This is a genomic window from Lentzea sp. NBRC 102530 (assembly GCF_030269365.1).
Classification (GTDB): Bacteria; Actinomycetota; Actinomycetes; order Mycobacteriales; family Pseudonocardiaceae; genus Lentzea.
This window is the reverse complement of record NZ_BSTF01000012.1, coordinates 47,762-73,523: the sequence shown is the minus strand read 5'-3', so window position 1 is coordinate 73,523 and position 25,762 is coordinate 47,762. Positions and strand designations below refer to the sequence as shown.

Annotated in this window: 20 protein-coding genes; 11 read left to right on the top strand and 9 right to left on the bottom strand. The window is 68.4% G+C overall.

Translation table 11 applies throughout. The features are described 5' to 3' along the window. Window positions 1-15: 15 nt before the first annotated feature. From rpsJ to rpsL, 5 genes are all read right to left on the bottom strand, one after another. Window positions 16-321, bottom strand: a complete 306-nt coding sequence (rpsJ, locus tag QSK25_RS29475; protein ID WP_003938093.1) for a 30S ribosomal protein S10 — start codon at window positions 319-321, stop codon at window positions 16-18. 590 nt (window positions 322-911) lie between these two features. Beyond that, window positions 912-2,105, bottom strand: coding sequence for an elongation factor Tu (gene tuf / locus QSK25_RS29470; RefSeq protein ID WP_086669027.1), 1,194 nt, complete (start codon window positions 2,103-2,105; stop codon window positions 912-914). 146 nt (window positions 2,106-2,251) lie between these two features. Beyond that, complete coding sequence (fusA, locus tag QSK25_RS29465) at window positions 2,252-4,354, bottom strand: elongation factor G (RefSeq protein WP_285643052.1); 2,103 nt, start codon at window positions 4,352-4,354, stop codon at window positions 2,252-2,254. A 78-nt stretch (window positions 4,355-4,432) separates the two neighbouring features. Continuing rightward, a complete protein-coding gene (gene rpsG / locus QSK25_RS29460) occupies window positions 4,433-4,903 on the bottom strand; it encodes a 30S ribosomal protein S7 (protein WP_030473470.1) in 471 nt (156 codons plus the stop codon). Window position 4,904: 1 nt separating this feature from the next. Beyond that, a complete protein-coding gene (gene rpsL / locus QSK25_RS29455) occupies window positions 4,905-5,279 on the bottom strand; it encodes a 30S ribosomal protein S12 (protein ID WP_030473471.1) in 375 nt (124 codons plus the stop codon). 308 nt (window positions 5,280-5,587) lie between these two features. On the opposite strand from rpsL, the gene QSK25_RS29450 reads away from it, so the two are divergent. The 10 genes from QSK25_RS29450 (at window position 5,588) to QSK25_RS29405 (ending at window position 15,554) form a co-directional block, all read left to right on the top strand. Continuing rightward, window positions 5,588-6,049 (top strand): LppU/SCO3897 family protein, encoded by a 462-nt coding sequence (locus tag QSK25_RS29450; protein ID WP_285643051.1) that lies wholly within the window; start codon window positions 5,588-5,590, stop codon window positions 6,047-6,049. 45 nt (window positions 6,050-6,094) lie between these two features. Further along, complete coding sequence (locus QSK25_RS29445) at window positions 6,095-6,655, top strand: YbaB/EbfC family nucleoid-associated protein (RefSeq protein WP_285643050.1); 561 nt, start codon at window positions 6,095-6,097, stop codon at window positions 6,653-6,655. Further along, on the top strand, window positions 6,652-6,960 hold the full coding sequence (locus tag QSK25_RS29440) for a WXG100 family type VII secretion target (RefSeq protein ID WP_285643048.1): 309 nt from the start codon (window positions 6,652-6,654) through the stop codon (window positions 6,958-6,960). The genes QSK25_RS29445 and QSK25_RS29440 overlap by 4 nt, the downstream gene beginning before the upstream one ends. A gap of 21 nt (window positions 6,961-6,981) precedes the next feature. Further along, window positions 6,982-11,187, top strand: coding sequence for a WXG100 family type VII secretion target (locus tag QSK25_RS29435; RefSeq protein ID WP_285643047.1), 4,206 nt, complete (start codon window positions 6,982-6,984; stop codon window positions 11,185-11,187). A gap of 8 nt (window positions 11,188-11,195) precedes the next feature. Continuing rightward, the gene (locus QSK25_RS29430; protein ID WP_285643046.1) at window positions 11,196-11,876 is read left to right on the top strand and encodes a hypothetical protein; all 681 of its coding nucleotides are present in this window, start codon (window positions 11,196-11,198) and stop codon (window positions 11,874-11,876) included. After that, window positions 11,876-13,396 (top strand): hypothetical protein, encoded by a 1,521-nt coding sequence (locus QSK25_RS29425; protein WP_285643045.1) that lies wholly within the window; start codon window positions 11,876-11,878, stop codon window positions 13,394-13,396. The genes QSK25_RS29430 and QSK25_RS29425 overlap by 1 nt, the downstream gene beginning before the upstream one ends. Before the next feature lie 12 nt (window positions 13,397-13,408). Continuing rightward, window positions 13,409-14,233, top strand: coding sequence for a phosphotransferase family protein (locus QSK25_RS29420; RefSeq protein WP_285643044.1), 825 nt, complete (start codon window positions 13,409-13,411; stop codon window positions 14,231-14,233). A gap of 40 nt (window positions 14,234-14,273) precedes the next feature. After that, on the top strand, window positions 14,274-14,582 hold the full coding sequence (locus tag QSK25_RS29415; protein WP_285643043.1) for a TFIIB-type zinc ribbon-containing protein: 309 nt from the start codon (window positions 14,274-14,276) through the stop codon (window positions 14,580-14,582). Window positions 14,583-14,673: 91 nt separating this feature from the next. After that, window positions 14,674-15,120: a hypothetical protein gene (locus tag QSK25_RS29410; protein WP_285643042.1), complete on the top strand. Its 447-nt coding sequence runs from the start codon at window positions 14,674-14,676 to the stop codon at window positions 15,118-15,120. After that, entirely contained in the window at window positions 15,117-15,554 is a 438-nt protein-coding gene (locus QSK25_RS29405) for a hypothetical protein (protein WP_285643041.1), read from the top strand. Before QSK25_RS29410 ends, QSK25_RS29405 begins: the two co-directional genes overlap by 4 nt. Here the strand turns inward: QSK25_RS29405 and QSK25_RS29400 are convergent. After that, window positions 15,551-15,958 (bottom strand): hypothetical protein, encoded by a 408-nt coding sequence (locus QSK25_RS29400; RefSeq protein WP_285643040.1) that lies wholly within the window; start codon window positions 15,956-15,958, stop codon window positions 15,551-15,553. The genes QSK25_RS29405 and QSK25_RS29400 overlap by 4 nt on opposite strands. Before the next feature lie 105 nt (window positions 15,959-16,063). Between QSK25_RS29400 and QSK25_RS29395 the strand changes: the two genes are divergently transcribed. Then, entirely contained in the window at window positions 16,064-16,345 is a 282-nt protein-coding gene (locus QSK25_RS29395) for a DUF4287 domain-containing protein (RefSeq protein WP_285643039.1), read from the top strand. A gap of 245 nt (window positions 16,346-16,590) precedes the next feature. Here QSK25_RS29395 and QSK25_RS29390 read toward each other — a convergent pair whose 3' ends face one another. The 3 genes from QSK25_RS29390 to QSK25_RS29380 form a co-directional block, all read right to left on the bottom strand. Next, window positions 16,591-20,487, bottom strand: coding sequence for a DNA-directed RNA polymerase subunit beta' (locus QSK25_RS29390; protein ID WP_285643038.1), 3,897 nt, complete (start codon window positions 20,485-20,487; stop codon window positions 16,591-16,593). Window positions 20,488-20,589: 102 nt separating this feature from the next. Next, window positions 20,590-24,075: a DNA-directed RNA polymerase subunit beta gene (rpoB, locus tag QSK25_RS29385; protein WP_285643037.1), complete on the bottom strand. Its 3,486-nt coding sequence runs from the start codon at window positions 24,073-24,075 to the stop codon at window positions 20,590-20,592. 832 nt (window positions 24,076-24,907) lie between these two features. Beyond that, window positions 24,908-25,747 carry a hypothetical protein gene (locus QSK25_RS29380; RefSeq protein ID WP_285643035.1) on the bottom strand — a complete coding sequence of 280 codons (840 nt, stop codon included), beginning with the start codon at window positions 25,745-25,747 and terminating at the stop codon, window positions 24,908-24,910. Window positions 25,748-25,762: the final 15 nt, after the last annotated feature.

Genomic DNA, 25,762 nt, shown 5'->3' with positions numbered 1-25,762 from the left:
CTCCGCGCCCAACGCTTACTGGATGTTGACGTCGACACTGGCCGGCAGGTCGATGCGCATGAGCGCATCCACCGTCTTCGGCGTCGGGTCGAGGATGTCGATCAGCCGCTTGTGCGTGCGCATCTCGAAGTGCTCGCGCGAGTCCTTGTACTTGTGCGGCGAGCGGATGACGCAGTACACGTTCTTCTCAGTGGGCAGCGGCACCGGCCCGACGACCCGAGCGCCGGTGCGCGTCACGGTCTCCACGATCTTGCGCGCAGACGCGTCGATCGCTTCGTGGTCGTAGGCCTTGAGCCGGATGCGGATCTTTTGTCCCGCCATGATGGCTTGCCGTTCCTCTGCTTCTCGTTACCGCTGCGGTGCGGTGCCTCGGATGAGGCCTGCTACAGCCTCTTGGCGCGCTCCGCCCCTGTTGAAGTGTCATGGTGCCCGGTCCACGCGGTCGGGCGTGTCGCGCCCGGTGCGCATACCGGTCCCACTCAAGGTCTCCCCGGTGGGATTGGGCCTACCACAGCCCTTGCACCCTGATGCCCATCTCCGCAAGGAGGCGTTCACTAACAGGGCGCGGACGCTCGATCGAAAGACTCGAACACGCCGTGAAGCGCGCTCGGCCTTCATCGAGCAACCCGTCAAGGATGCCACACGGGCGTGAGGCGCTCCAAATCGGGGTGGGTGTCTTGGAGGCAGATCACGTCTGGATCTTGGCCGGTGAGCCGCCCTGTCCGTCGCGTGTGGACTGACGGGCGGACCCGTTTGCGTTGCCCGGCAACAAGTCTCCGCGGCGAGCCTGCCAGAGCGCGCCTGCGAACAAATCCGGCGTGAGCTGACGCACACACCGGGTCGGACTACGACGAAGGCCGGGCCAACGAAGATCGTTGGCCCGGCCTCACGCCGAACTGGGTCGAGCTAGGTCACTTGATGATCTTGGTGACCGAGCCGGCGCCGACGGTGCGGCCACCCTCGCGGATCGCGAAGCGGAGGCCCTCGTCCATGGCGATCGGCTGGATGAGCTTGACGTCCATACCGGTGGTGTCACCCGGCATGACCATCTCGGTGCCCTCGGGCAGCGTCACAACGCCGGTCACGTCCGTCGTGCGGAAGTAGAACTGCGGACGGTAGTTGTTGAAGAACGGCGTGTGGCGGCCACCCTCGTCCTTCGACAGGATGTAGACCTGCGCGGTGAACTCGGTGTGCGGGGTCGTGGTGCCCGGCTTGACGATGACCATGCCGCGCTCCACCTCCTCGCGCTTGATGCCGCGGAGCAGCAGCGCGGCGTTGTCGCCCGCGCGGCCCTCGTCGAGGAACTTCTTGAACATTTCGATCGAGGTGACCGTCGTCTTCTTCGACGTCTCCTTGATACCAACGATCTCGATTTCCGAGTTGACGTTGATGATGCCGCGCTCGATGCGACCGGTCACCACGGTGCCGCGGCCGGTGATCGTGAAGACGTCCTCGACGGGCATGAGGAACGGCTTCTCGGTGTCGCGCTCCGGCTCCGGGATCGCCGTGTCAACGGCGGCCATGAGCTCGAGGACGGACTTGCCCCACTGCTCGTCGCCCTCGAGCGCCTTCAGCGCCGAGACGCGCACGACCGGCAGGTCGTCGCCCGGGAACTCGTACTCGGAGAGCAGCTCGCGGACCTCGAGCTCGACGAGCTCCAGGATCTCCTCGTCGTCCACCATGTCGGCCTTGTTCAGGGCGACAACGATGTAGGGGACGCCGACCTGGCGGGCCAGGAGGACGTGCTCCTTCGTCTGCGGCATGGGACCGTCGGTCGCCGCCACAACGAGGATGGCGCCGTCCATCTGCGCCGCACCCGTGATCATGTTCTTGATGTAGTCGGCGTGCCCGGGGCAGTCGACGTGCGCGTAGTGACGGTTCTCCGTCTGGTACTCGATGTGCGCGATCGAGATCGTGATGCCGCGCTGCTTCTCTTCCGGCGCCTTGTCGATCTGGTCGAACGCGAACGAGGCGTTGACGTCCGGGTACGCGTCGTGCAGAACCTTGGAGATCGCCGCGGTCAGCGTGGTCTTGCCATGGTCGATGTGACCGATGGTGCCGATGTTGACGTGCGGCTTCGTCCGCTCGAACTTCGCCTTGGCCACTGGATTGTCCTCCTGGACTTCTTTTTGCTGGTCCGGCGGGCATCTGTGGCCACCCGCCGGACTACACGTCAGGGTCGAAAAGTGCGGACCCCAGGGATTCACCCCCGGAGAGCCCGCGATGGAACTGCGGTGCTCCGGTTGGGGAATTACTCCCCGGTCGCCTTCGCGATGATCTCCTTCGAGACGTTCGCGGGAACCTCTGCGTAGGAGTCGAACACCATCGAGTAGTTGGCACGACCCTGGGTCTTGGACCGCAGGTCACCCACGTACCCGAACATTTCCGACAGCGGAACCAGTGCCTTGACGACACGGATGCCGCTGCGCTCCTCCATGGCCTGGATCTGGCCACGGCGGGAGTTCAGGTCGCCGATCACGTCGCCCATGTACTCCTCGGGCGTCGTGACCTCGACGGCCATCAGAGGCTCGAGGATCGCGGGAGACGCCTGACGGGCGGCTTCCTTGAGGGCCATCGAACCAGCGATCTTGAACGCCATTTCCGAGGAGTCGACCTCGTGGTAGGCGCCGTCGAGCAGCGTCACCTTCACGCCGACCAGCGGGTAGCCCGCCAGCACGCCGTACTGCAGCGCGTCCTGCGCACCCGCGTCGACCGACGGGATGTACTCGCGGGGGATGCGACCACCGGTGACGGCGTTGACGAACTCGTAGAGCGCGCCGTCTTCCTTCTTCTCCAGCGGCTCGACGGTGACGAGCACCTTCGCGAACTGGCCGGAGCCACCGGTCTGCTTCTTGTGGGTGTAGGAGTACTTCTCCACCGCCTTGCGGATGGTCTCCCGGTACGCCACCTGAGGCTTGCCGATGTTGGCCTCGACCTTGAACTCGCGGCGCATGCGGTCCACCAGGATGTCCAGGTGGAGCTCGCCCATGCCGGCGATGATGGTCTGGCCCGTCTCCTGGTCGAGGTTGACCCGGAACGTCGGGTCCTCCTCGGCCAGCTTCTGGATCGCGGTGCCGAGCTTCTCCTGGTCAGCCTTCGTCTTGGGCTCGATGGCGACCTGGATGACCGGCTCGGGGAACGTCATCGACTCGAGGACGATGGGGTTCGCCGGGTCGGCGAGGGTCTCACCGGTCGTCGTGTCCTTCAGACCGATCACGGCGTAGATGTGACCGGCGATGGCCTCGGTGACCGGGTTCTCCTTGTTGGCGTGCATCTGGAAGATCTTCCCGATGCGCTCCTTGCGGTCCTTGGTCGCGTTGATGACCTGGGTGCCGGAGGCGACCTTGCCCGAGTAGACCCGGATGTAGGTCAGCTTGCCGAAGAACGGGTGCACGGCGATCTTGAACGCCAGCGCCGAGAAGGGCTCCTCGGAGGAGGCCTTGCGCGACACGACGGTCTCGCCGTCCTGCAGCGTGCCCTCGACCGGCGGGAGGTCCAGCGGCGACGGCAGGAAGTCGATGACCGCGTCGAGCATGGGCTGAACGCCCTTGTTCTTGAACGCCGAGCCACAGAGGATCGGGTACGCGGTGCCCTCGGCGACGATCTTGCGGAGGCCCGCCTTGATCTCGTCGACGGACAGGTCGCCGTTCTCGAAGTACTTCTCGGTCAGCGCGTCGTCGGTCTCGGCGACGGCCTCGAGGAGCTGCTCGCGGAACTCCTGCGCGCGCTCGACGAGATCCGCGGGGATCTCCTCGATCGCGTAGTCCTCGCCCTTCTGGACTTCGCCACGCCACGTGAGAGCGCGCATCTCGATCAGGTCGACGACGCCGATGAAGTCGCTCTCGGCACCGATCGGGATCTGGATCGGGAGGGGCTTCGCGCCAAGACGGTCGGAGATCGTCTTGATGGTGAAGTAGAAGTCAGCGCCCAGCTTGTCCATCTTGTTGACGAAGCAGATGCGCGGGACGTCGTACTTGGTCGCCTGCCGCCAGACCTGCTCGGACTGCGGCTCGACGCCTTCCTTGCCGTCGAAGACGGCAACGGCGCCGTCGAGGACGCGCAGGTTGCGCTCGACCTCGACGGTGAAGTCGACGTGGCCGGGCGTGTCGATCAGGTTGATCTGGTGGTTCTTCCAGTAGCAGGTCGTCGCGGCCGACGTGATCGTGATGCCGCGCTCCTGCTCCTGCTCCATCCAGTCCATCACGGCAGCGCCGTCGTGAACCTCGCCGATCTTGTAGCTGATCCCCGTGTAGAAGAGGATCCGCTCAGTCGTCGTGGTCTTGCCCGCGTCGATGTGCGCCATGATCCCGATGTTGCGGACCTTGGCAAGATCAGTGAGCACGTCCTGTGCCACGGGTCTTTCCCCTGTCTTGAGCTTGTCAGCTCACTAGGGCTGGGAGCGCCCGGCCTGTCGTCCAGGCCGGGCGTCACATCACCAGCGGTAGTGGGCGAAGGCCTTGTTGGACTCGGCCATCTTGTGCGTGTCCTCACGGCGCTTGACGCTCGCACCGAGACCGTTGCTCGCATCGAGCAGCTCGTTCATCAGACGCTCGACCATCGTCTTCTCACGGCGCTGCCGGGAGAAGGTGATCAGCCAACGCAGCGCCAGCGTGGTGGAGCGGCCGGGCTTGACCTCGACCGGGACCTGGTAGGTCGCGCCACCGACGCGGCGGCTCTTGACCTCGAGGGCCGGCTTGACGTTGTCGAGCGCGCGCTTCAGCGTGACGACCGGGTCGGTGCCGGTCTTCTCGCGAGCACCCTCGAGCGCTTCGTAGACGATCTTCTCGGCCACCGAGCGCTTGCCGTCGACCAGCACCTTGTTGATGAGCTGGGTCACCAGCGGCGAGCTGTAGACCGGGTCGGAGATCAGCGGCCGCCTGGGGGCCGGTCCCTTGCGGGGCATCTCAGCTCTTCTCCTTCTTCGCGCCGTAACGGCTGCGAGCCTGCTTGCGGTTCTTGACACCCTGAGTGTCGAGAGAGCCACGGATGATCTTGTAACGAACACCCGGGAGGTCCTTCACACGACCACCGCGCACGAGCACCATCGAGTGCTCCTGGAGGTTGTGACCCTCACCGGGGATGTACGCCGTGACCTCGATACCGCTGGTCAGCTTCACGCGAGCGACCTTGCGCAGTGCGGAGTTCGGCTTCTTGGGGGTGGTGGTGTAAACGCGGGTGCACACACCGCGCCGCTGCGGCGAGCCCTTGAGGGCCGCCGTCTTCTGCTTCGCCACCTTGTCCTGGCGGCCCTTGCGGACCAGCTGCTGGATCGTTGGCATTCGCCGGCTGCTTCTTCCGTCCTTGCGGGATCCCCTTGCGGTTCACCCTCGTGTTTCTTGATCCCTCTCTGCACCCGAGGTCGGGCGTGTCGCCCGCTCCCAAGGTCCGCAGGCAACAGTTCAACTGCCCCTGCGAGTGGAGGACACCGCGGCCTCACGGGCACGCGGAGCGGCCCGACATGGGTCGGGCACGAGTAGCAAAGATACCCGCCCACGTCTACCCGGGTCAAAACGGGGGTACCACCCCGCCGCCGTGCAGTAGACATGGAACCCGCTGCACACGGTACTCGGGTGACGGAGAACGCACTGTGAAGGTTCGAGCCGCCGGACTGGCCGCCGGCATGGTCGCGGTCCTCGTGCTGGCCGGGTGCGCCGGTTGTTCGGTGCAGGCGGGGGTCGGCGAGTGCGCCGCCCAGGTGGACCTGAACAGCGCCGAGGTCGGGATGACCGAAGTGGACTGTTCCACTTCTGAGGCGGTGTACCGGGTTTCGTCCCGTGAGCGGCGCACGATGTGTCCGGAGGGCGACTACCTGACGGAGTCCTCCGGCCGTTCGCGGACCAACGGCAAGACGCGGCTCTGCTACGTCCTCAACGTCTCCGAGGGCGACTGCCTGAAGCCGGTGAACCAGTACTTCTCACGGGTGCCGTGCGGCGCGGGTGTGCGCAAGGTCTCCAAGGTCGTCGACGGCAAGGCCGACCGCGCGCTGTGCGACGGCGCCGACTCCCGGACGTACTCGCAGCCGCCGAGGACGATCTGCATCACGAACTGAGCCGTTCGGCCGACACCCGATGATCACGTTGGGTAGGTTGCCCGGGTGCTCGATGACGATCAGCTAGCAACTCGTAACGCAGAGTTGCGCGGCACCCTCGACAACCTGATGCGGGAACTCAAGGACCGCACCGACGGACTGCGCGACGCCCAGGCCGCGATCGCGGCCATGTCCGGGGTGGCGTCCTCCCCCGACGGGAACGTCGTGGTGACCGTGGACTCGACGGGCGTGCTGGACGTGCTGGAGCTCGGGCCGCGGGCGTTCGAGCGCGTCACGCCGGAGCAGCTGGCGCAGACGATCACGCAGGTGACCCGGCGGGCCGCCATGAACGTGCGCGAGCAGGTCACCGCGCGCATGGCCCCGCTGACGTCGGAAGAGGGCGTCATCGACCTGCCCGACGTCGTGCCGGGGGCGCCGTCGATCAAGGACATCTTCCGCGTCGAGCAGCGCTCGGAGCCCGCCGCGCCGCCGCCACCGTCCGACGAGGACTTCGGCTCCTCGGTGCTGCGCAAGGAGTCCCGTCCGGTGCAGCGGGCGGTGTCGTCACCTGACGAGGACGAGGACTTCGGCGGCGACTCGATCATGGGCAGGGGGAACCGCTGGTGACCGGCCGCACCTACCTGGAGGCCGCGGGCGTGCGTTCGGCCGCCGCGAAGATGGCCCGCGCCGGCGAGGACATGGCGACGGACGCGGCCGCGCTGGCCCGCGGCCTCGACGCCGAGGGCCGGTGCTGGGGCGGCGACGAGGCGGGCCAGAAGTTCGCCACCGACTACGTGCCCGCGGCCGACGGCGTCCGCAAGGTGATGGCGGAGGTCGCGAAGACGTTGCAGGACATCGGGAAGAACCTCGAAGAATCCGCGAACCTGATGGAACAGCAGGACCAGTTCAACGCTCGAGGGATCAGCGGCTAGCAGTCTGGGGGATTGCTGCACATGGGCATCGAGATGCCCGCCGAGGTCCGCTGGCTCATCCCGATCGTGGTGGGTGACAGCTGGCCGGAAGGCGACGAGACGGCGTTGCAACGGCTCGGCGAGGTCTGGCAGCAGGCCGCCACCGACGTCGACGCGGCGATGCGCGAGGCGGACGACGCCGTCAAGCAGGCCATGTCCAACATGGACGGCGAGGCCGCCGAGGCGTTCCAGAAGTACTGGGAGAAGTTCGTCAAGGGCGAGGAAGCCACCCTCCCCAAGATGAAGGACGTCTCCGCGAAGCTGGCGACGGCCTGCCGCAACTGCGCGATGCAGATCGAGTACGCCAAGCTCTCGATCATCATCGCCCTGGTCCTCCTGGCCATCCAGATCGCGATGATGCTGGCGTCCGCCGTGGTGTCGTTCGGTGCCTCGACCGCCGGCATCGTCCCCGCCCAGCTCGCGACCCGCGCGGGCGTGCAGATCGTCTTCCGCCAACTCGTCCAGCAGCTGACGCAGCAGGTCGGCCGCAATCTGATCGGCAAGCTCGCGCTGCAGGTGGGCATCGAGGTCGCCACGTCCGTCGCCACCGACCTGGCGGTCCAGGGCATCCAGCTGGCCAAGGGCACCCGCGACAGCCTCGACACCTCGCTGACCCTCGACGCCGCCAAGTCGGGCCTGATCTCCGGCGTGGTCGGCGCGGGCGTGGGCGCCGGAGCGGGCAAGGCGTTCGGCGACGGCGTCGGCGACTCGATCGGCCGTTCCATCGGCCGCAACGCCGCCGAGGAAGCCGTCATCGGCGCCGGCTCGGCCCTCGCCGAGGGCGCCTTCAGCGAGGAGGGCATCCAGGCGAAGGACGTCCTGTTCGGCGCGACCTCGGGCGCCGTGAGCGGCACGGTCTCCGGCACCAAGTCGGGCATCGAGGGCATCAACGCCGACATCGACGTCCCGACGTCCGGCGACATGCCCCGCCCGAACTCCACCGACCTGCCCGGCCCGACCGCGCGCACCGACGCGGCCCCGCGGCCCGACGCTCTCCCAGGCCCGTCCACGACCACGTCCTCCGCACCGACCGCGCCGGATGCCGACCCACCGCGCCGTTCGTCCGACGCGACGAACACCTCCTACGCGGCCCCGCCGACCGAGCAGCCTGCCCACCGCGCGGCGCCGGACTCCCCCGCGCCCGCACAACAGCAGCAGGGCTTCGCCCAGTCGCAGGGCCAGTCTCCAGGCCAGCCACCGGGTCAGGCCCCGAACGCCGCGGCACCGAACTCCTCGGCACCGAACTCCTCGGCACCGAGCGCCGCGGCGGCACCTCGCGCGGCGATGCCGGCCGCTCCGCCGACGGGTGGGCCGGCGCCGTCGAGCGGTGGCGGGTACTCGCCCAGCGGTCCGTCGTCCTCGCACGGCAACGCCCACGCCACGCCAACGGCCGGCACGCCCGCCCCGGCTGCGGGCAGTCCGAACCACGGTCCGGCAGGCCCCGGCCCCGGCGCGAACGCACCAGCCCCGAACCATTCGGCACCGCAGGCCGGCAATGCACCAGCCCCGAACCATTCCACGCCACCACCCGGCGGTGGACCGACCCCGAACCACTCCACGCCACCACCCGGCAGTGGACCGACCCCGAACCACTCCACGCCACCGACTGGCGGCGGACCGGTGTCGGGTGGCCCAGGTCCGGCAGGCGCGCACCACGCGTCAGGACCCGGAAGCCAGGTGCCCGCAGGCCCACCGGGCCACGGGCACACGCCCGCGAACCCCGCCGGGCCGATATCGGCCGGGCCGCACCACGGCGGCGGGCCGACGCAGGCAGGCGGGCCCGTTCCGAACCAGCACCGCGCACCCGCCGCGGACTCCGTGCATCAGGCGTCGACCGCGCCGCCGCTCGCCCCGCCGCCCCGGTTCCAGCAGGACCCGGCAGGCCCGCACCAGAACCCGGCCCTCCAGGCGCCTCCCCCGCACCAGGCACCGCAACACCAGGTGCCACCACGGCAAGCACCACAGCACCAAGCCGCGCAACGGCAGCCGCAACATCAGGCCGCCCAGCCCCACACGCCACCTCGCCACACGCCGCCGCAACACGCCCCGCAGCAGGGCCACCAGCACCGCAGCCCCCAAGCCGCCCAACACCAGGCGCCCCGATCCCAGGCGCCGCAACACCGGCAGGCACCCGCCGCCCCACCCGTCGCGGCGCCCCCTCCCACCCAGCACCCGAACCACCACGACCCGGCCCGCCACGACCACACCGGCTCGAACCCGGCTCCCCACCAGACCGGGCCCACGTCCGTGCACCACGCGCCCGACGCGGCGCCGGTCGTGCAGGCCGTCGACGCGCGCCAGGACGGGCCCGCGCCGGGTTCTGACGCGGGCGTGCCCGCCCACCTCGGGCACCTGCGCGGGATGGTCACGCACAGCCGGGCCGGGCTGTCGTTGCACCCGCGGGGGCACTTCACGACGCCGCTCGACCGGTCCGCCCAGCGGGTGGCGCCCGACCCGCAGCGGTTCACCGTGGACCTGCACGGGGCGTCGGACATCGCCAAGGTCGGCGACCACCGGCTCAGCGCCAAGGACGTCGCCGACGTCATCCGGGCCAGTGGCGGCTGGGACGGCAAGCAGCCGGTGCGGCTCATCTCGTGTCAGACCGGGACCACCAAGGACGGGTTCGCCGCGCAACTGTCGCGTGAGCTCGGAGTCGAGGTGCTCGCGCCCAGCAAAGACGCCTGGGTCGACGGCAACGGCAACGTGTTCGCCAGTTCGTCGCACGACAGCTTCAAGGCCGGGCAGCAGCACAAGCCCGGCTGGCCGCCGAACGGTGACTGGGTGACGTTCAAGCCGGACGGCACGAACGTCAAGCACGGCAGCCCGATTCCTCCCGGCCACACGCCCACGTGGGGTGACACGGCCCCCGACACCGCGCCGCATTCCCACCGCCGCAACGCGAACGACTCCGGCTGGGGCTCGTTCGGTCCCCGGGGAAGTCACAACGCGCACCTGCCGCCGCCCGGTCACGTGGTCGCGGGGCGCGACCCGCACGGCAACCCGATCTACCGGCTGGCCGAGGTGCGCCCGGTCGCGGTGGGCCTGGACGCGCAGGGACGTCCGATCGACCGGCAGGGCCGCGTCCTGGGCCCACCTCAGCAGCAGCACCCACAGCCACAGCACCAGCAGCACCAGAACCAGCGGCACCAGGACCAGGCCCGGCCGAACGAGCACGAGCCCCAGTCCGCTGCTCCCACCCAGCAGCCGCCGTTCCCGCCCACCCGGTCCCGGGCGTCCACGTACGACTTCACGCCACCGCCGCAGCAGCAGGACCTGGGCACCCCGGCGCAACGCCGCCAAGGCAACCAGGTCTTCGCCGAACGCCACGGCATCGACCTGGACTTCGCCGAGGAGTTCAACGCCGGCAAACCGCTGCGGTCGGACGGCACGTTCGCCGATCCCCTGCCGCCTGCACCGGGAATCCAGCGCCCGGAGCACTTCAGCACGCTCTGGCTGCAGGAGCAGCAGAAGCTGATGGAGGATCGGAAGCGCAAGGAGACCGAGTACGCGGGCATGGAGGGCTACGACTTCGTGCCCGGCTCGCGCCTGCTGCCGCCGGGCCTGAGCCGCGAGACCCCGGCCGAACTGCGGCAGCACCCGCTGCTGGCCATGAACCCGCACGGCCCCATGTACGCCGACACCCCCGGCAAGCAGAGCGTGATGTGGCACACCGCCACCACGCCGGCCGAAGCTCGCTCCTACCGCCGGGACGCCAACCCGCCGTGGGAGACGATGGAGCAGGGCATCCGGGTCCGCGGCACGGAGCTGGAGATGGGCGGCCACGTCGGCGGCGCCACGGAGAGCGGGTACAAGTCGGCGAGCAGGAGTCCCGAGCACGTCATGCGCCGCGAGGACCGTCCCGTCTCCGCTCGGGGCAGCAAGACCCCGACCGAGGGCCTCATCGAGGTCGGCGAAGGCGTGCGGATGAAACGCTTCTACATCACCGAGATCTACAGCAAGCACGTCATCGACGTGGATGCCACGGTCCGCGACGTCGACCGGGGCCAGTCGCGTGACAGCGGGCTGAAGGAGGGCGAGGTGCTCCACCTCGGCCACATCCGGCCCGAGCAGATCAGCCGGGTCTGGACCCAGGAGTGCTACTACGACGAGAAGGGCGAGATGCTCATGTCCCGCATCGTCGGCGAGCCCGTGACCAACCAACGCTTCCGCATGCCGGACTTCAGGTAGGACGAGCAATGAGCGAAGTACCGAAGCACCTCACTTACCTGGCTCCGTCGCCGCTTCCGCCGATCGACGACGCCCAGCGCGCCGAAGCACGGGCGAATCCCGGGCGCGGGATCACCTACTACGACCCCAACCAGCCCGCCGACGGACCGCTGAGCTCCATGAACGCCTTCGGCTGGCGCAACGTCGACGCGGACGGCAACTTCACCGGCGACGATCACCGCAACCCCGAGATCGTGCCGCACCCCGACACGGTCAAACGCATGATCACCTGCAAGCTCGACATGCTGCTGTGGCGGCTCGCCAACGGGTTCGTGCCGGTGATCGACCTCGTGCACGCCCTGTACAAGCACACGCTGAACGTCAAGGGCGACCCGCGCGGCGGCGACGAGCTGCTGCTCACCAGGGCCGGTGACACGACCGAGCTCGACGTCTGGTCGGCGGGCATGTGGATTCCGGAGGACTGCAAGCACGTCGTCGGGGTCGCCGGCGCCGACGTGATCGAGATCCTCGGCCGCGGGGCCGAGCTGACGCTGTGCTTCAACCGCGATGGCGGCCCGGCCCTGCGGGTCTCCGCGCAACTGCTGAGCGAGGCCGCCGACGCGGCCGCTCTCGACGCGATCGAACGGACGACGAAGCTGGCGCCGGTGCCCGCCGAGTTCACGACCACGGGAACCATCGGAGCGCAGTGATGAAGTCGATGATCTCCGGAGTCATGCCGTCCGGCAGCGCCCTCGTCTGGAACGGCCTGCTGCTCGAAGGCAGGCGCACGGTGGACGAGCAGCGCCAGGTCACGTACCTCGAGTTCGACGCGGGGCCAGGGCACGGCACGGTGTCGGTGCTGCCGAGCCAGGTCGAGTCGGAGTTCCGGCACCACGTGATGGCGCAGTCGCGAGGCGCCCACTACAAGTTGCTCGAGGTGCGTGACGACCAGTTCGTCGTCACCCAGCAGCTCCCGCGCACCCGGCCGGTGTGGAAGCTCGCGAGGCCGGTCGCCGAGTTCGACCGCGTCTACCGCCGCAGGGTGAACGACGGCGCCCACGTCCGCAACGAGCACCCGGTGGACCTGCTCCTGCAGCGGACGCTCCCCGTCAGGCCGCCTGACGAGATCACCGACGAGATCACCAAGTCCCTGCTCGCCGCCGCTCCCCCGCAGTGGCGCGAGATCCGGCTGCGCTGCGATGCGCTCGCCTCCCGCCAGGACCTCTCCGCGACCGTCGTCACCGAGGACGGGCAGGAGCACCACTGGCTGCCGCCGCTGATGGTCGACCAGTGGTTCGTCCGACTGCGCATCACGACCTCCGGCTACCCGCACGGTGCCTGGTTCCGCGCGGACTACGTGCTGCGGCGCGGTGAGCTGCCGCAGCTCGCGTTCGACTTCGACGCCGAGCCCGACTGGCGCTCGGTGCGCGACTCCAAGGAGGAGTTCGCGCGCTACGACTTCGAGGCCGAGACCGTGCACTTCCCGCGGCACCGCGACCTCATGCCCGAGTGGTACGTGGGGCTGCTCGCCGAGCTGCGCAGGAACCCGACTCCGCAGGAGCCCGTCGCCGGGGACCCGAAGCCGCCGGCGGACATGCGGCTGGCGCGCGTGTTCGACGGCTTCCGCGCGGACGGCACGCCGATCAACTACCGGGCTCCGCTGAGCATGCGAGAGATGAGCCTGGTGAGTAGCTACCTCAACGCCGGTCACGTGGTGCTGACCGGCCGCGGCCTCGCGCCCGACCTGCTCGCGGCCGGACGGCCGGAACAGGTGCCGATGGTGTTCCAGACCGACGGCCAGTGGGTCTGGTCGGCGGAGGTGGCGTACTACCTGGAGCGGTACGAACTGGCTCCCGCGCAGAACTTCCTCGCTCACATCCGCAGCCGGGGCTACCAGGTGCCGCAACGCCTGCCGTCGATCACGAGGAGCCGTGCGCTGGCCGCCGCGACCGGCGCCCCGGAACCGTTGCCGGGCTTCGACGGCGAGTGGGGCGGAGCGATGGACTGGTTCGTCGCGTCGCTCAGCCGGTTCCAGATCAGCGACGACCGCGTGTCGGTGGGCCAGGACCGTGAGAAGGCGCTGTGCCTCGTCCGCGCCGGCGACCGGTTCGCCGTGTACTGGCTGAACCAGGGCGAACGGCAGATGTACGCGGAGTTCGACACGCCGCTGGAGGCGGTCACGTACGTCTCCGGCTACCTGGCGATGTTCGGCGACCACATGCGGGCCTGATTCACTGTGCGCGTGGACGACCTGATCGCGGCGATGGCCTCGCTGACCGGCTCTTCCGCCGACCCGGAGGTGCTCGGCGGCGACCGCGGCGACGTCGTCGTGGTGCGCGTCGGCGACGTGGTGGCCAAGGCGCTGCCCGCGGACACCGACCTGGTGGCGCTGGGACAACGGCTGGAGATCGCGGCGGCGCACCCCGAGCTGTTCGTGCCGCCGCTGGCTCCAGTGCGGTTCGTGGACGACCGGCCCGTCACGGTGTGGCCGTACGGGACACCGGTGAGCCAGGCCGATCCGGACGGGGCGCCGTGGGAGGAGAGCGCGGCACTGCTGGCGAAGCTGCACTCGTTGCCGGCGTGGGGCCCGGTGGCCGGAACGCCGGAACGGATTGTGCGCGCAATTCGGGCATTGCCACCGGACCTGCCGCATGCCGATGTCGTGCTGCGCGCGTATGAAGTCTTGCCGCCGTTGGACATGAACGGCCGTGCGTTGATCCACGGCGATTGGCATCTCGGACAGCTCGTTCACCGGGGTTCGTGGCGACTCATCGACGTGGACGACGTCGGGGTCGGCGACCCGGTCTGGGACCTGGCCCGACCTGCGGCTCTGTTCGCCGCCGGGGTGCTTCCCGATGATCTTTGGGCGCGGTTCATGGGTGCCTACCGTGAAACGGGAGGTGTGGCTCTGCCGACATCGGAATGGGAAGCACTCAACATCCCGGCTCAGGCGTACGTTGTGCAGATGGCAGCGCGGGCTCTCATGTCCGGGTTGCAGGCAGTGGAACCGCTGGTTGAAGCCTGTCGTCGGATCGTCGCGACGCACGAGAGCAGTGACCGCGGCTAATATCGTATTTGTCCGGTCCCACCGCAGGAGGCTCACCACGATGCAGTGTCCCAAGTGTCATGCGAACATGCGCACGTTCGACCGCATGGGCGTCCACATCGAGCAGTGCGACGGCTGCCGCGGGGTCTTCCTCGACTACGGCGAGCTCGAGTCCATCACGCGCCTCGAGGCCCAGATGCAGGCGCCGCCGCCCGTGGCCGCTCCCCCGCCCGCGGCGTACCCGGCGCCGGCGCAGCCCGCCTGGGGTGCCCAGCCGCAGCAGATCCACCACCACCACGGCGGTCACGGCGGCTACGGCTACGGCCACCGCAAGCACCGTGGCCTCGGCGGCCTGTTCTTCTCCTCCTGATGTGACGCGACGGCCCCGGATCCCTGCTCCGGGGCCGTTGACGACTACCGAAAAACAGGTGGATAATCGGTAGTCAACGGGAGGAGTAGCCATGTCCGTCGCGACCGAGGCCGCCCAGATCCGCGACCTCTTCGACACGATCGAAGAACTGGAAGCCGTCGCGTCGTCCCTGTCGGAGGACGACGAACGCCGTGCGCGCCTCGACGGCGTGGTGGCCAAGACCCTCCGCCAGGCCCCGCCGGTACGTCCCGTGGTGGCAGGCGAACTCCTCGACCTCACCGAGAAGACCGTGAAGGCCTGGGCCCGTGAGGGCGTACTGGCCATCCACAGCCGAGAACCCCGGATGCTCCTCGACACCGTGCGCCTGCACGAGGTCCTCCACCTGGTCTCCGACCTCCGCCGCGCCGGCAAGACCCGCGCGCTCCTCGACGAGGTCCACCGCCGCCTGAGCGACCAGTCCCTGCTGGACCGCACCGACCTCGCCACCTCCCTCGACGAGATGCGCAGCGGCAAGGGACGCGTGGTCCGCCCGATTTGATCGAGGTCGTCGAAACCCCCACGGCTCACGCCCAGGCGAACGGCCTGCGCGGCCGAGCCCGCGTGGCCTACGAACGCTTCCTGGACGAACTGGCCCACTCGGGCTGCGCGGCCCTCGGCTACCGCGTGACCGGCCCCGAACCGTTGCCCCGCCTGTGCGTGAAGCACCTGCGCGGCGCCGACCGCGTCGTGGTCGCGTTCCCCTCCCCCGAAGTCGTGTGGGTGCTCCTGGTGGGCCCGCACGACGACGACCCGGGCCTGGACCTGTACGAGGCGCTGTACGAGATGGCGGGCGTGCGTCCGCGCATGTCGGAGAAGCGCACCAAACCGCGTTGCTGCACCGACGAGTCCGGTGTTCCGCCGCTCGTCGACGAGCACCTGGTGGACGACCTGGTGATCAGGGCCAGGGCGCTGGCACGGGCCCGCCGCCGCTAGCGCCGGTCCAGCACGAACCCGTCGGCGACGGGGTCGTAGTGCAGGTAGGGCTCCTGCGCCGGGTCGAGGCCCTCGAACGCCAGCGCGACCGGCTTCGCCCAGACCTGCCCCAACTCCCGCAGGAACGCCGACAGCAGGTCGAGTCGCTGCTGCCCCTGCAGCTCCCCGACGTGAACGTCGAAGACGACCTCGTCGGGGACCTCGAAGAAGTTCACGAAGAACCCCTCGGCGGGCGACACGAGCAGCGTCCCCTCCCCTTCCCGGGCGGACCAGGCGCGGGCCTTCACCAAGTCAGCCACCGCCTGCCACGCACCAGGCACGACCCCGATGACGCACCCGTCGTGCAACGCGCCGTGGTCCGGGTCCAACCACTCGCTGACGTCACTCCACCGCAGGTCACGCATGCCTTCATGGAATCAGGCGGTCGCAACCGGGTTTCACCGACAAATTTTCTTGTCAAGGCGAGAAACGTTGTCTACGCTCGTGACACCAGACGATCGGAGACCACGATGTCCTTCCAGGCCTACCTCGACGGCGCCGAGAAGAAGACCGGCAAGACCCCGGCCGAACTGCTGGCGACCGCCGCCGAACGCGGGTACGACGGCAGCACGAAGGCCGGCGTGTTCCTGGAGTGGCTGAAGACCGACTACGACCTGGGGCGCGGGCACGGCATGGCACTGTTCCACGTGCTCAAGAACGGTCCGCAGATCAGCGACAAGCACGTGGGCACGACCGGAACCCACCGCGACGAGTCGACGACACTGCGCCTGGACGGCATCGCGAACCGCTAGCTTCCCGCGCCAGAAATCCGGCACCCAAGCCGTTCTACGCCCGTTCACAAGGCACGCTGGCCCCCGCGTGCGGTGCGGACACGCGTGTTGTGGCGGGACACGCCGGGGAGGCTGGGGCACGCAGTCAGCGGATTCCTCGGGCAAGACGCCAGCGGTACGCCGTCGGCATCGCCGTGTCCGCCTGGCCCTGATACGCCGAACGGCCCCGGAGCCGAGGCTCCGGGGCCGTTCTACAAGACAACCGACTAGCGGTAGTCGCGACCGAAGTCGTAGTCGTCCAGCGGCACCGCAGCGCCAGTGCCCGTGCCGAAGACGTCGGGGGTGTAGTACCCGTCGTCGTACGAGGGGATCGCGTACGCCGCGGCGCGCGCTTCCTCGGTCGGCTGGACCTGGATGTTGCGGTAGCGGTTGATGCCCGTACCAGCCGGGATCAACTTACCGATGATGACGTTCTCCTTCAGACCGATGAGCTTGTCCGAACGCCCGTTGATGGCGGCGTCGGTCAGCACACGGGTGGTCTCCTGGAACGACGCGGCGGACAGCCACGAGTCCGTCGCCAGCGAGGCCTTCGTGATACCCATCAGCACCGGACGTCCGGCCGCCGGCTCGCCACCCTCGGCGACGACGGCGCGGTTGCCCGACTCGAAGTCCGCGCGCTCGACCAGCGAGCCCGGGAGGAACTCCGTCGCACCCGAGTCGATGATCGTGACCCGGCGGAGCATCTGCCGGACGATGACCTCGATGTGCTTGTCGTGGATGGCCACACCCTGGGCGCGGTACACCTTCTGGACTTCCTGCACGAGGTGCAGCTGCGCCTCGCGCGGGCCCATGACACGCAGGACCTCGTGCGGGTCGGGGGTACCTTCCAGCAGCTGCTGGCCGACGGCCACGTGGTCGCCGTCCTGCAGCGGGCCGGTCGCCGTGTTGGCGAGACGCTGACGCTTCGACAGCTTCTCGAACACGATCTCCTCGGAACCGTCGTCCGGGATCAGCGTGATCTTCCAGAAGCGGTCGCCGTCCTCGATGCGGACGCGGCCGTCGACGTCGGCGATCGGCGCCTTGCCCTTCGGGACGCGGGCCTCGAAGAGCTCCTGGACACGGGGCAGACCGGTCGTGATGTCGTCACCGGCCACACCACCCTGGTGGAACGTACGCATCGTCAGCTGCGTACCGGGCTCACCGATCGACTGGGCGGCGACGATGCCGACGGCCTCGCCGACGTCGACCAGCTGGCCGGTGGCCATCGAGCGGCCGTAGCAGGACGCGCACACACCGACCGGGGACTCGCAGGTCAGCACGGAGCGGACCTTGACGCGGACCACGCCGGCCTCGACCAGCGACGCGAGCGCCGGGTCGCCGAGGTCGTCACCGCGGTTGAGCACCAGGTTGCCGGACGCGTCGAGGATGTCGTCCGCGACGGTGCGGGCGTAGACCGACGTCTGCGCGAACTCGTGCAGGCCGACCTTGTCACCCAGCTGCTCGCCGACGGTCATCTGGACACCACGGGTGGTGCCGCAGTCGACCTCGCGGATGATGACGTCCTGCGAGACGTCCACCAGACGACGGGTCAGGTAACCCGAGTCGGCGGTACGGAGCGCGGTGTCGGCCAGACCCTTGCGGGCACCGTGCGTCGCGATGAAGTACTCGAGCACCGACAAGCCCTCGCGGAACGAGTTCTTGATCGGACGCGGGATGTACTCACCCTTCGGGTTGGTCACCAGACCACGCATACCCGCGAGCGAACGGACCTGCGTCATGTTGCCGGCGGCGCCGGACTGGACGATGACGCGGATCGAGTTGTCCTCGGGGAAGTTGTCTTCCATGATCTCGTGGACCTGCTCGGTGGCCTTCGTCCACACCTTGACCAGCTCGGAGTTGCGCTCCTCGTGGGAGAGCTGACCGCGCTGGTAGCGCTTCTCGACGGCGTCCGCGAGGCGCTCGTGCTCGTCGAGGATGCCCTGCTTCGCCTGCGGGACGAGGACGTCCGAGATCGCGACCGTGACACCGGAGCGGGTGGCCCAGTGGAAACCGGCGTCCTTCAGCTTGTCCAGCGTCCGGGCGACGGTGACCATCGGGTAGCGCTCGGCCAGGTCGTTGATGATCACGGCCTGCCGCTTCTTGGGCATGACCTCGTTGATGAAGGCGTAGTCCTGCGGCAGGATCTCGTTGAACAGCACGCGACCCAGCGTGGTCTCCGCGAGCCACGGCTGACCGGGCTCCCAGCCCTCGGGCTCCTGGCCCTTCGGCGGGTTCTTGTCGGAGACGCGGATCTTCACCATCGCCTGCAGGCCCAGGACCTTGCGGTCGAACGCCATGAGCGCCTCGGCCGGCGACGAGTAGAAGTGGCCCTCGCCGATGTCGTCCTTCTTGTGGCGGGTCAGGTGGTACAGACCCGTCACCATGTCCAGGCGCGGCATGGCCAGCGGCTTGCCGGACGCCGGGGACAGGATGTTGTTCGACGACAGCATCAGGACGCGGGCCTCGGCCTGCGCCTCGGCGGACAGCGGCAGGTGGACTGCCATCTGGTCACCGTCGAAGTCGGCGTTGAACGCTTCACAGACCAGCGGGTGCAGCTGGATGGCCTTGCCCTCGACCAGCTGCGGCTCGAAGGCCTGGATGCCGAGGCGGTGCAGCGTGGGTGCGCGGTTGAGCAGCACCGGGTGCTCGGTGATGACCTCTTCCAGCACGTCCCACACGGCCGGGCGCGCACGCTCGACCATCCGCTTGGCGGACTTGATGTTCTGCGCGTGGTTGAGGTCCACGAGCCGCTTCATCACGAACGGCTTGAACAGCTCCAGGGCCATCTGCTTGGGCAGACCGCACTGGTGCAGCTTGAGCTGCGGGCCGACCACGATGACCGAACGGCCGGAGTAGTCGACGCGCTTGCCGAGCAGGTTCTGGCGGAACCGGCCCTGCTTGCCCTTGAGCAGGTCGGACAGCGACTTCAGCGGGCGGTTACCGGGACCGGTGACCGGGCGGCCGCGGCGGCCGTTGTCGAACAGCGCGTCGACGGCCTCCTGCAGCATCCGCTTCTCGTTGTTGACGATGATCTCGGGCGCGCCGAGGTCGATCAGTCGCTTGAGGCGGTTGTTGCGGTTGATCACGCGGCGGTACAGGTCGTTCAGGTCGGACGTCGCGAAACGGCCACCGTCGAGCTGCACCATCGGGCGCAGGTCCGGCGGGATGACCGGGACGCAGTCCAGCACCATGCCCTGCGGGTTGTTGCGGGTCGCCTGGAAGGCGGCAACGACCTTGAGGCGCTTGAGCGCACGTAGCTTCTTCTGGCCCTTGCCGCTGCGGATCGTCTCGCGCAGGACCTCGGCCTCGGCGTCGACGTCGTAGTCACCCAGGAGCTTCTGGATGGCCTCCGCGCCCATGGCACCGGTGAAGTAGTCGCCGTAGCGGTCGTACAGCTCGCGGTAGAGCAGCTCGTCCGCGATCAGCTGAGCGCGCTCGAGCTTGGTGAACGTGGACCAGATCTCGTCGAGGCGGTCCAGCTCGCGCTGGGCGCGGTCGCGGAGCTGGCGCATCTCACGTTCGCCACCCTCCTTGACCTTGCGGCGCACGTCGGACTTGGCGCCCTCGGCCTCGAGCTCGGCCAGGTCGGCCTCGAGCTTCTGGGCGCGGGCCTCCACGTCGGCGTCGCGACGGTTCTCGACGCGCTTGCGCTCGACCTGCATCTCGCTCTCGAGCGTCGGCAGGTCGTTGTGGCGCAGCTCGGCGTTCACGCCCACGATGACGTAGGCGGCGAAGTAGATGATCTTCTCAAGGTCCTTGGGGGCCAGGTCGAGCAGGTAGCCCAACCGGCTGGGGACGCCCTTGAAGTACCAGATGTGCGTGACCGGAGCGGCGAGCTCGATGTGGCCCATGCGCTCACGACGCACCTTCGCACGGGTCACCTCGACGCCGCAGCGCTCACAGATGATGCCCTTGAAGCGCACGCGCTTGTACTTGCCGCAGTAGCACTCCCAGTCCCGGGTGGGACCGAAGATCTTCTCGCAGAACAAGCCGTCCTTCTCGGGCTTGAGCGTGCGGTAGTTGATGGTCTCGGGCTTCTTGACCTCGCCAAAAGACCACTGGCGGATGTCGTCCGCGGTCGCGAGACCGATGCGGAGCTCATCGAAGAAGTTGACGTCGAGCACGTCTACTCTCTTCCCCTTTTTAGATCGGTGGCAAAGGAGCTGGTCGGAGGGCCGGAGGAGGGCGACGCGGGAGGCATCGCCCTCCCCCGACCGGCGAGGTGACTAGTTGACGACGTCGTCCACGGAGGGCGACTCGGACCTCGACAGGTTGATGCCGAGGTTCGCGGCCGCGCGCTCCAGGTCCTCGTCGTCGCCGTCGCGCATCTCGATCGCGGCACCGTCCGAAGACAGGACCTCGACGTTGAGGCAGAGCGACTGCAGCTCCTTGAGCAGCACCTTGAAGGACTCCGGGATACCGGGTTCCGGGATGTTCTCGCCCTTGACGATGGCCTCGTAGACCTTCACGCGGCCGAGCACGTCGTCGGACTTGATGGTGAGCAGTTCCTGCAGGGTGTATGCGGCGCCGTACGCCTGCATCGCCCAGCACTCCATCTCACCGAAGCGCTGACCACCGAACTGCGCCTTACCACCCAGCGGCTGCTGCGTGATCATCGAGTACGGGCCGGTCGAACGCGCGTGGATCTTGTCGTCCACCAGGTGCAGCAGCTTCAGGATGTACATGTAGCCGACCGACACCGGGAACGGGTACGGCTCGCCGGAGCGACCGTCGAAGAGCTGCGCCTTGCCGTTCTCCTTGACCATCCGCTCACCGTCGCGGTTCGGGATGGTGGAGCCCAGCAGGCCCGTGATCTCTTCTTCCTTCGCACCGTCGAACACCGGGGTGGCGGTCTTGGTGCCGGGGTCGACGTCGTACAGCTCTTCCGGCAGGTTCTTCGCCCAGTCCGGGTCGCCGTTGACGCTCCAGCCCTGCTTGGCGATCCACCCGAGGTGGGTCTCCAGCACCTGGCCGATGTTCATACGACGCGGCACACCGTGGGTGTTCAGGATGATGTCGACCGGCGTGCCGTCCTCGAGGAACGGCATGTCCTCCGCGGGGAGGATCTTGCCGATGACGCCCTTGTTGCCGTGGCGGCCGGCGAGCTTGTCACCGTCCTGGATCTTGCGCTTCTGGGCCACGTAGACGCGGACGAGCTCGTTGACGCCCGGAGGCAGCTCGTCGTCGTCCTCACGGCTGAAGACGCGGATGCCGATGACCTTGCCGTACTCGCCGTGCGGCACCTTGAGCGAGGTGTCGCGGACCTCGCGCGCCTTCTCACCGAAGATCGCGCGGAGCAGGCGCTCCTCGGGCGTCAGCTCGGTCTCGCCCTTGGGCGTGACCTTGCCGACGAGGATGTCGCCCGGCTGCACCTCGGCACCGATGCGGATGATGCCGCGCTCGTCGAGGTCGGCCAGGACCTCCTCGGAGACGTTCGGGATGTCCCGGGTGATCTCCTCGGCGCCGAGCTTCGTGTCGCGGGCGTCGATCTCGTGCTCCTCGATGTGGATCGAGGTGAGAACGTCGTCCTGCACGAGGCGCTGCGACAGGATGATCGCGTCCTCGTAGTTGTGGCCTTCCCACGGCATGATCGCCACGAGCAGGTTCTTGCCGAGCGCCATCTCACCGTTCTCGGTGCACGGCCCGTCGGCCAGGACCTGGCCCTCCTGCACCCGGTCGCCCTCGTTCACGATGGGCTTCTGGTTGATGCAGGTGCCCTGGTTCGAGCGGCGGAACTTGTGCAGCGCGTAGGTGTTGCGCGCACCGTCGTCGGCCATGACGGTGATGTAGTCGGCGGAGACCTCCTCGACGACACCCGTCTTCTTCGCGACGACGACGTCACCGGCGTCCACCGCGGCGCGCAGCTCCATGCCGGTGCCGACGAGCGGCGACTCGGAGCGGAGCAGCGGCACGGCCTGACGCTGCATGTTCGCACCCATCAGGGCGCGGTTCGCGTCGTCGTGCTCGAGGAACGGGATCATGGCCGTCGCGGCCGACACCATCTGGCGCGGCGAGACGTCCATGTAGTCGACGTCGGTCGGGTCGATGAACTCGACCTCGCCGCCCTTCTTGCGGACCAGGACGCGGTCGTCGGTGAAGTTGCCCTCGTCGTCGGTCGGCGAGTTCGCCTGCGCCTTGACGAAGCGGTCTTCCTCGTCCGCGGTCAGGTAGTCGATCTGGTCGGTGACCCGGCCGTCGGTGACCTTGCGGTACGGCGTCTCGATGAAGCCGAACGGGTTGACCCGCGCGTAGCTCGAGAGCGAGCCGATCAGACCGATGTTCGGGCCTTCCGGCGTCTCGATCGGGCACATGCGGCCGTAGTGCGACGGGTGGACGTCGCGGACCTCCATGCCGGCGCGCTCACGGGACAGACCGCCCGGACCCAGCGCCGACAGGCGGCGCTTGTGGGTCAGACCCGCGAGCGGGTTGGTCTGGTCCATGAACTGCGAGAGCTGCGAGGTGCCGAAGAACTCCTTGATCGCCGCCACGACGGGACGGATGTTGATCAGGGTCTGCGGCGTGATGGCCTCGACGTCCTGCGTGGTCATGCGCTCGCGGACGACGCGCTCCATGCGGGACAGACCGACGCGGATCTGGTTCTGGATCAGCTCGCCGACCGTGCGCAGACGACGGTTGCCGAAGTGGTCGATGTCGTCGACCTCGACGGGCACGTCGCCGCCGGCGGCAGCGTCCATGAGGGTCTCACCCGCGTGCAGGCGAACGAGGTACTCGATCGTCGTGACGATGTCGTCCTCGGTCAGGACACCCGTGTTGATGTCGGTGTCCAGGCCCAGCTTCTTGTTGACCTTGTAACGGCCAACCTTCGCCAGGTCGTAGCGCTTGTCCTTGAAGAACAGGTTCTCCAGCAGGGCCTGCGCCGACTCCTTCGTCGGGGGCTCGCCCGGACGCAGCTTGCGGTAGATGTCGAGCAACGCCTCGTCGGTACCCGCGGTGTGGTCCTTCTCGAGCGTGGTCAGCAACGTCTCGCTGAACGCGAACCGCTCGCGAATCTGCTCCGTGCTCCAGCCCAGAGCCTTCAACAGCACCGTCACCGGCTGGCGACGCTTCCGGTCGATGCGGACACCGACGGTGTCGCGCTTGTCGACGTCGAACTCGAGCCAAGCACCCCGGGACGGGATGATCTTGACGCTGAAGACGTCCTTGTCGGTCGTCTTGTCGACCGCGGTGTCGTAGTACACACCGGGCGAACGCACGAGCTGAGAGACCACCACGCGCTCGGTGCCGTTGATGATGAACGTGCCCTTGTTCGTCATCATCGGGAAGTCACCCATGAACACCGTCTGGCTCTTGATCTCGCCAGTGGTGTGGTTGGTGAACTCCGCCGTGACGAACAGCGGTGCCGCGTACGTCATGTCCTTGTCCTTGCACTCTTCGGTCGAGGCCTTGACCTCGTCGAAGCGCGGGTCGGAGAAGGACAGTGACATGGAGCCGGAGAAGTCCTCGATCGGCGAGATCTCGTTGAGGACCTCTTCGAGGCCGCCCGTCGGGGTCTCGTCACCGGCGTCGACGCGGCGCTGGAACCACGCCTCGTCACCGGTGAGCCATTCAAAGGACTGGATCTGCAGGTCAAGCAGGTTGGGCGTCGAAAGGGGCTCGTGAATCTTCGCGAACGAGACCCGCTTCGGCGCTCCAGGGATCCCCGACGTGGAGTTGGTCGCAGCAGTGGCCTTGGTCGCGCGAGAGATCGCCAAGATGCGTCCTTCCAGGGACAAATAGCTGGCTAGAGCGAGCTAGCACGGCTGTCAAGGGTGCGGCGATGCCCGACTAATCCACGCTCTCGGCGAAGGGCAAGCGGAAAATGGGCAGCGCAAAGGGGCAGTCTAGCCACGCGCACGGCGACTGTCGAGAGGCACCTGGAAGGACCCTCCTCTTGCTCACCGACAGAGTGACCCTGCATGAGCGCGCAGTCAAGATGTTGCGGGCCGATCCACCCTCTGGATGGAGCGCATTTTTCTCAGCTTCACCCATTTGACCTGCACAAACACGTGTGCGGCCGTTTTGGTTGGAAGTTGGCGGCTTCAAGTGAACTTACAGAGCGCCACAGGATTTCGTGTGACCGAGATCACGCGTGTCGGGGCTGGCGGAGGATGCGATTCAGGTGCTTCTGGGGCTCCTGTGACGTCCTCACAGCGGAGTTGATCTTAGGGGATGGTAACCGGCGGGTGAACACCGGGCCGGTCCAAACGACAGGGTGGCGGTAGGGGCTGGCGGAGGGCTCGGGGCAGAGGCGGGCCGTCTGTCGGGGTGGGGCCGCCTGCCGGGGGCTCCGGGGAGGGTTCGGGGTCGGGGCGGGCCACCTGCCGGGGTGAAACGCCTGCCGGGGTGGAACGCCTGCCGGGGTGGAACGCCTGCCGGGGTGAGGCGGCCGGCCGGGGGCTCCGCGGAGGGTTCGGGGCCGGGTGGGGCTCGACGCCGACGCCTGCGGGTGTCGCTGTGCGTCAGGCCGACATCGCCTCGCCTGACCTGAGCCTCGGTTCGCGCGTTGTCCACCACAACGCCGGACGTCCGCCTGCGGGTGAGCGGTCAGCAGCCCTGGAGCTGGCGGTTCTGGTCCGCGGTGGCGCCGAACATCTCCATGTTGTCGATCTTCCACCGGCCGCCGTCGTCCACCGCGCTCACGCGGAGCATGGCGGTGCCGCCGCCCGTCTGGTTGTCGGTGGTGCGGGTGGTGACCTGGTCGGCGAAGACCAGGACGGTGGCGTGGCCGTCCTTGAGGGACGAGACGGCCGAGGAGACGACTCGGACCGTCACCACCAGCTTCTGCTGGGGGGCCACCTCCTTCACCGGCCCGAAGACGGCGTTGTACTGGCAGAGGGCCTTGCCGGTGAGGAGTTCCTTCGCCGCCTTCTCGGTCGACTCGACGTCAGCGAAGTTGTAGGAGAAGGACTTCTCCACGGCCTCGCGGATCTGGCCGTTGACCTCGGAGGTGGCGCCCGCGTCGACCAGGGCCTCGTCGTAACTGACCGAGCGGGACTTGACCAGGAAGAACGTCGCCAGGCCGCCCAGCAGGAGGCCCACCACGACCAGGGCGACCGGGAGGGGCCAGTTGAACTTCGCCGGCTGCTTCGGCTCGGGGTCCTCGACGGGCTCGGCCTTCGCCGCGGCGCGGGGCGTCTTCTTCGGCGTGGGCGAGGGGTTCCAGACGACGGCTTCCGGCGCCTTCAGCTCTGCCTCTTCGGACGCCGGCTCCTGCACGTCCGGCACCTCGGGCGCGTCCGGTGCCACGGCCTCGGCTGCCTCGGCGGACCCGGCGGCGTCGACGACCTCAGCGGCCTCGATGGGCTCGATGGGCTCGACGGGCTCGACGGCCTCCACGGCCGGGGCTTCGGGCGACGACGGGGTGCGGCGGTTCAGGCCGGCCACCTTCGGGCGGCCTCC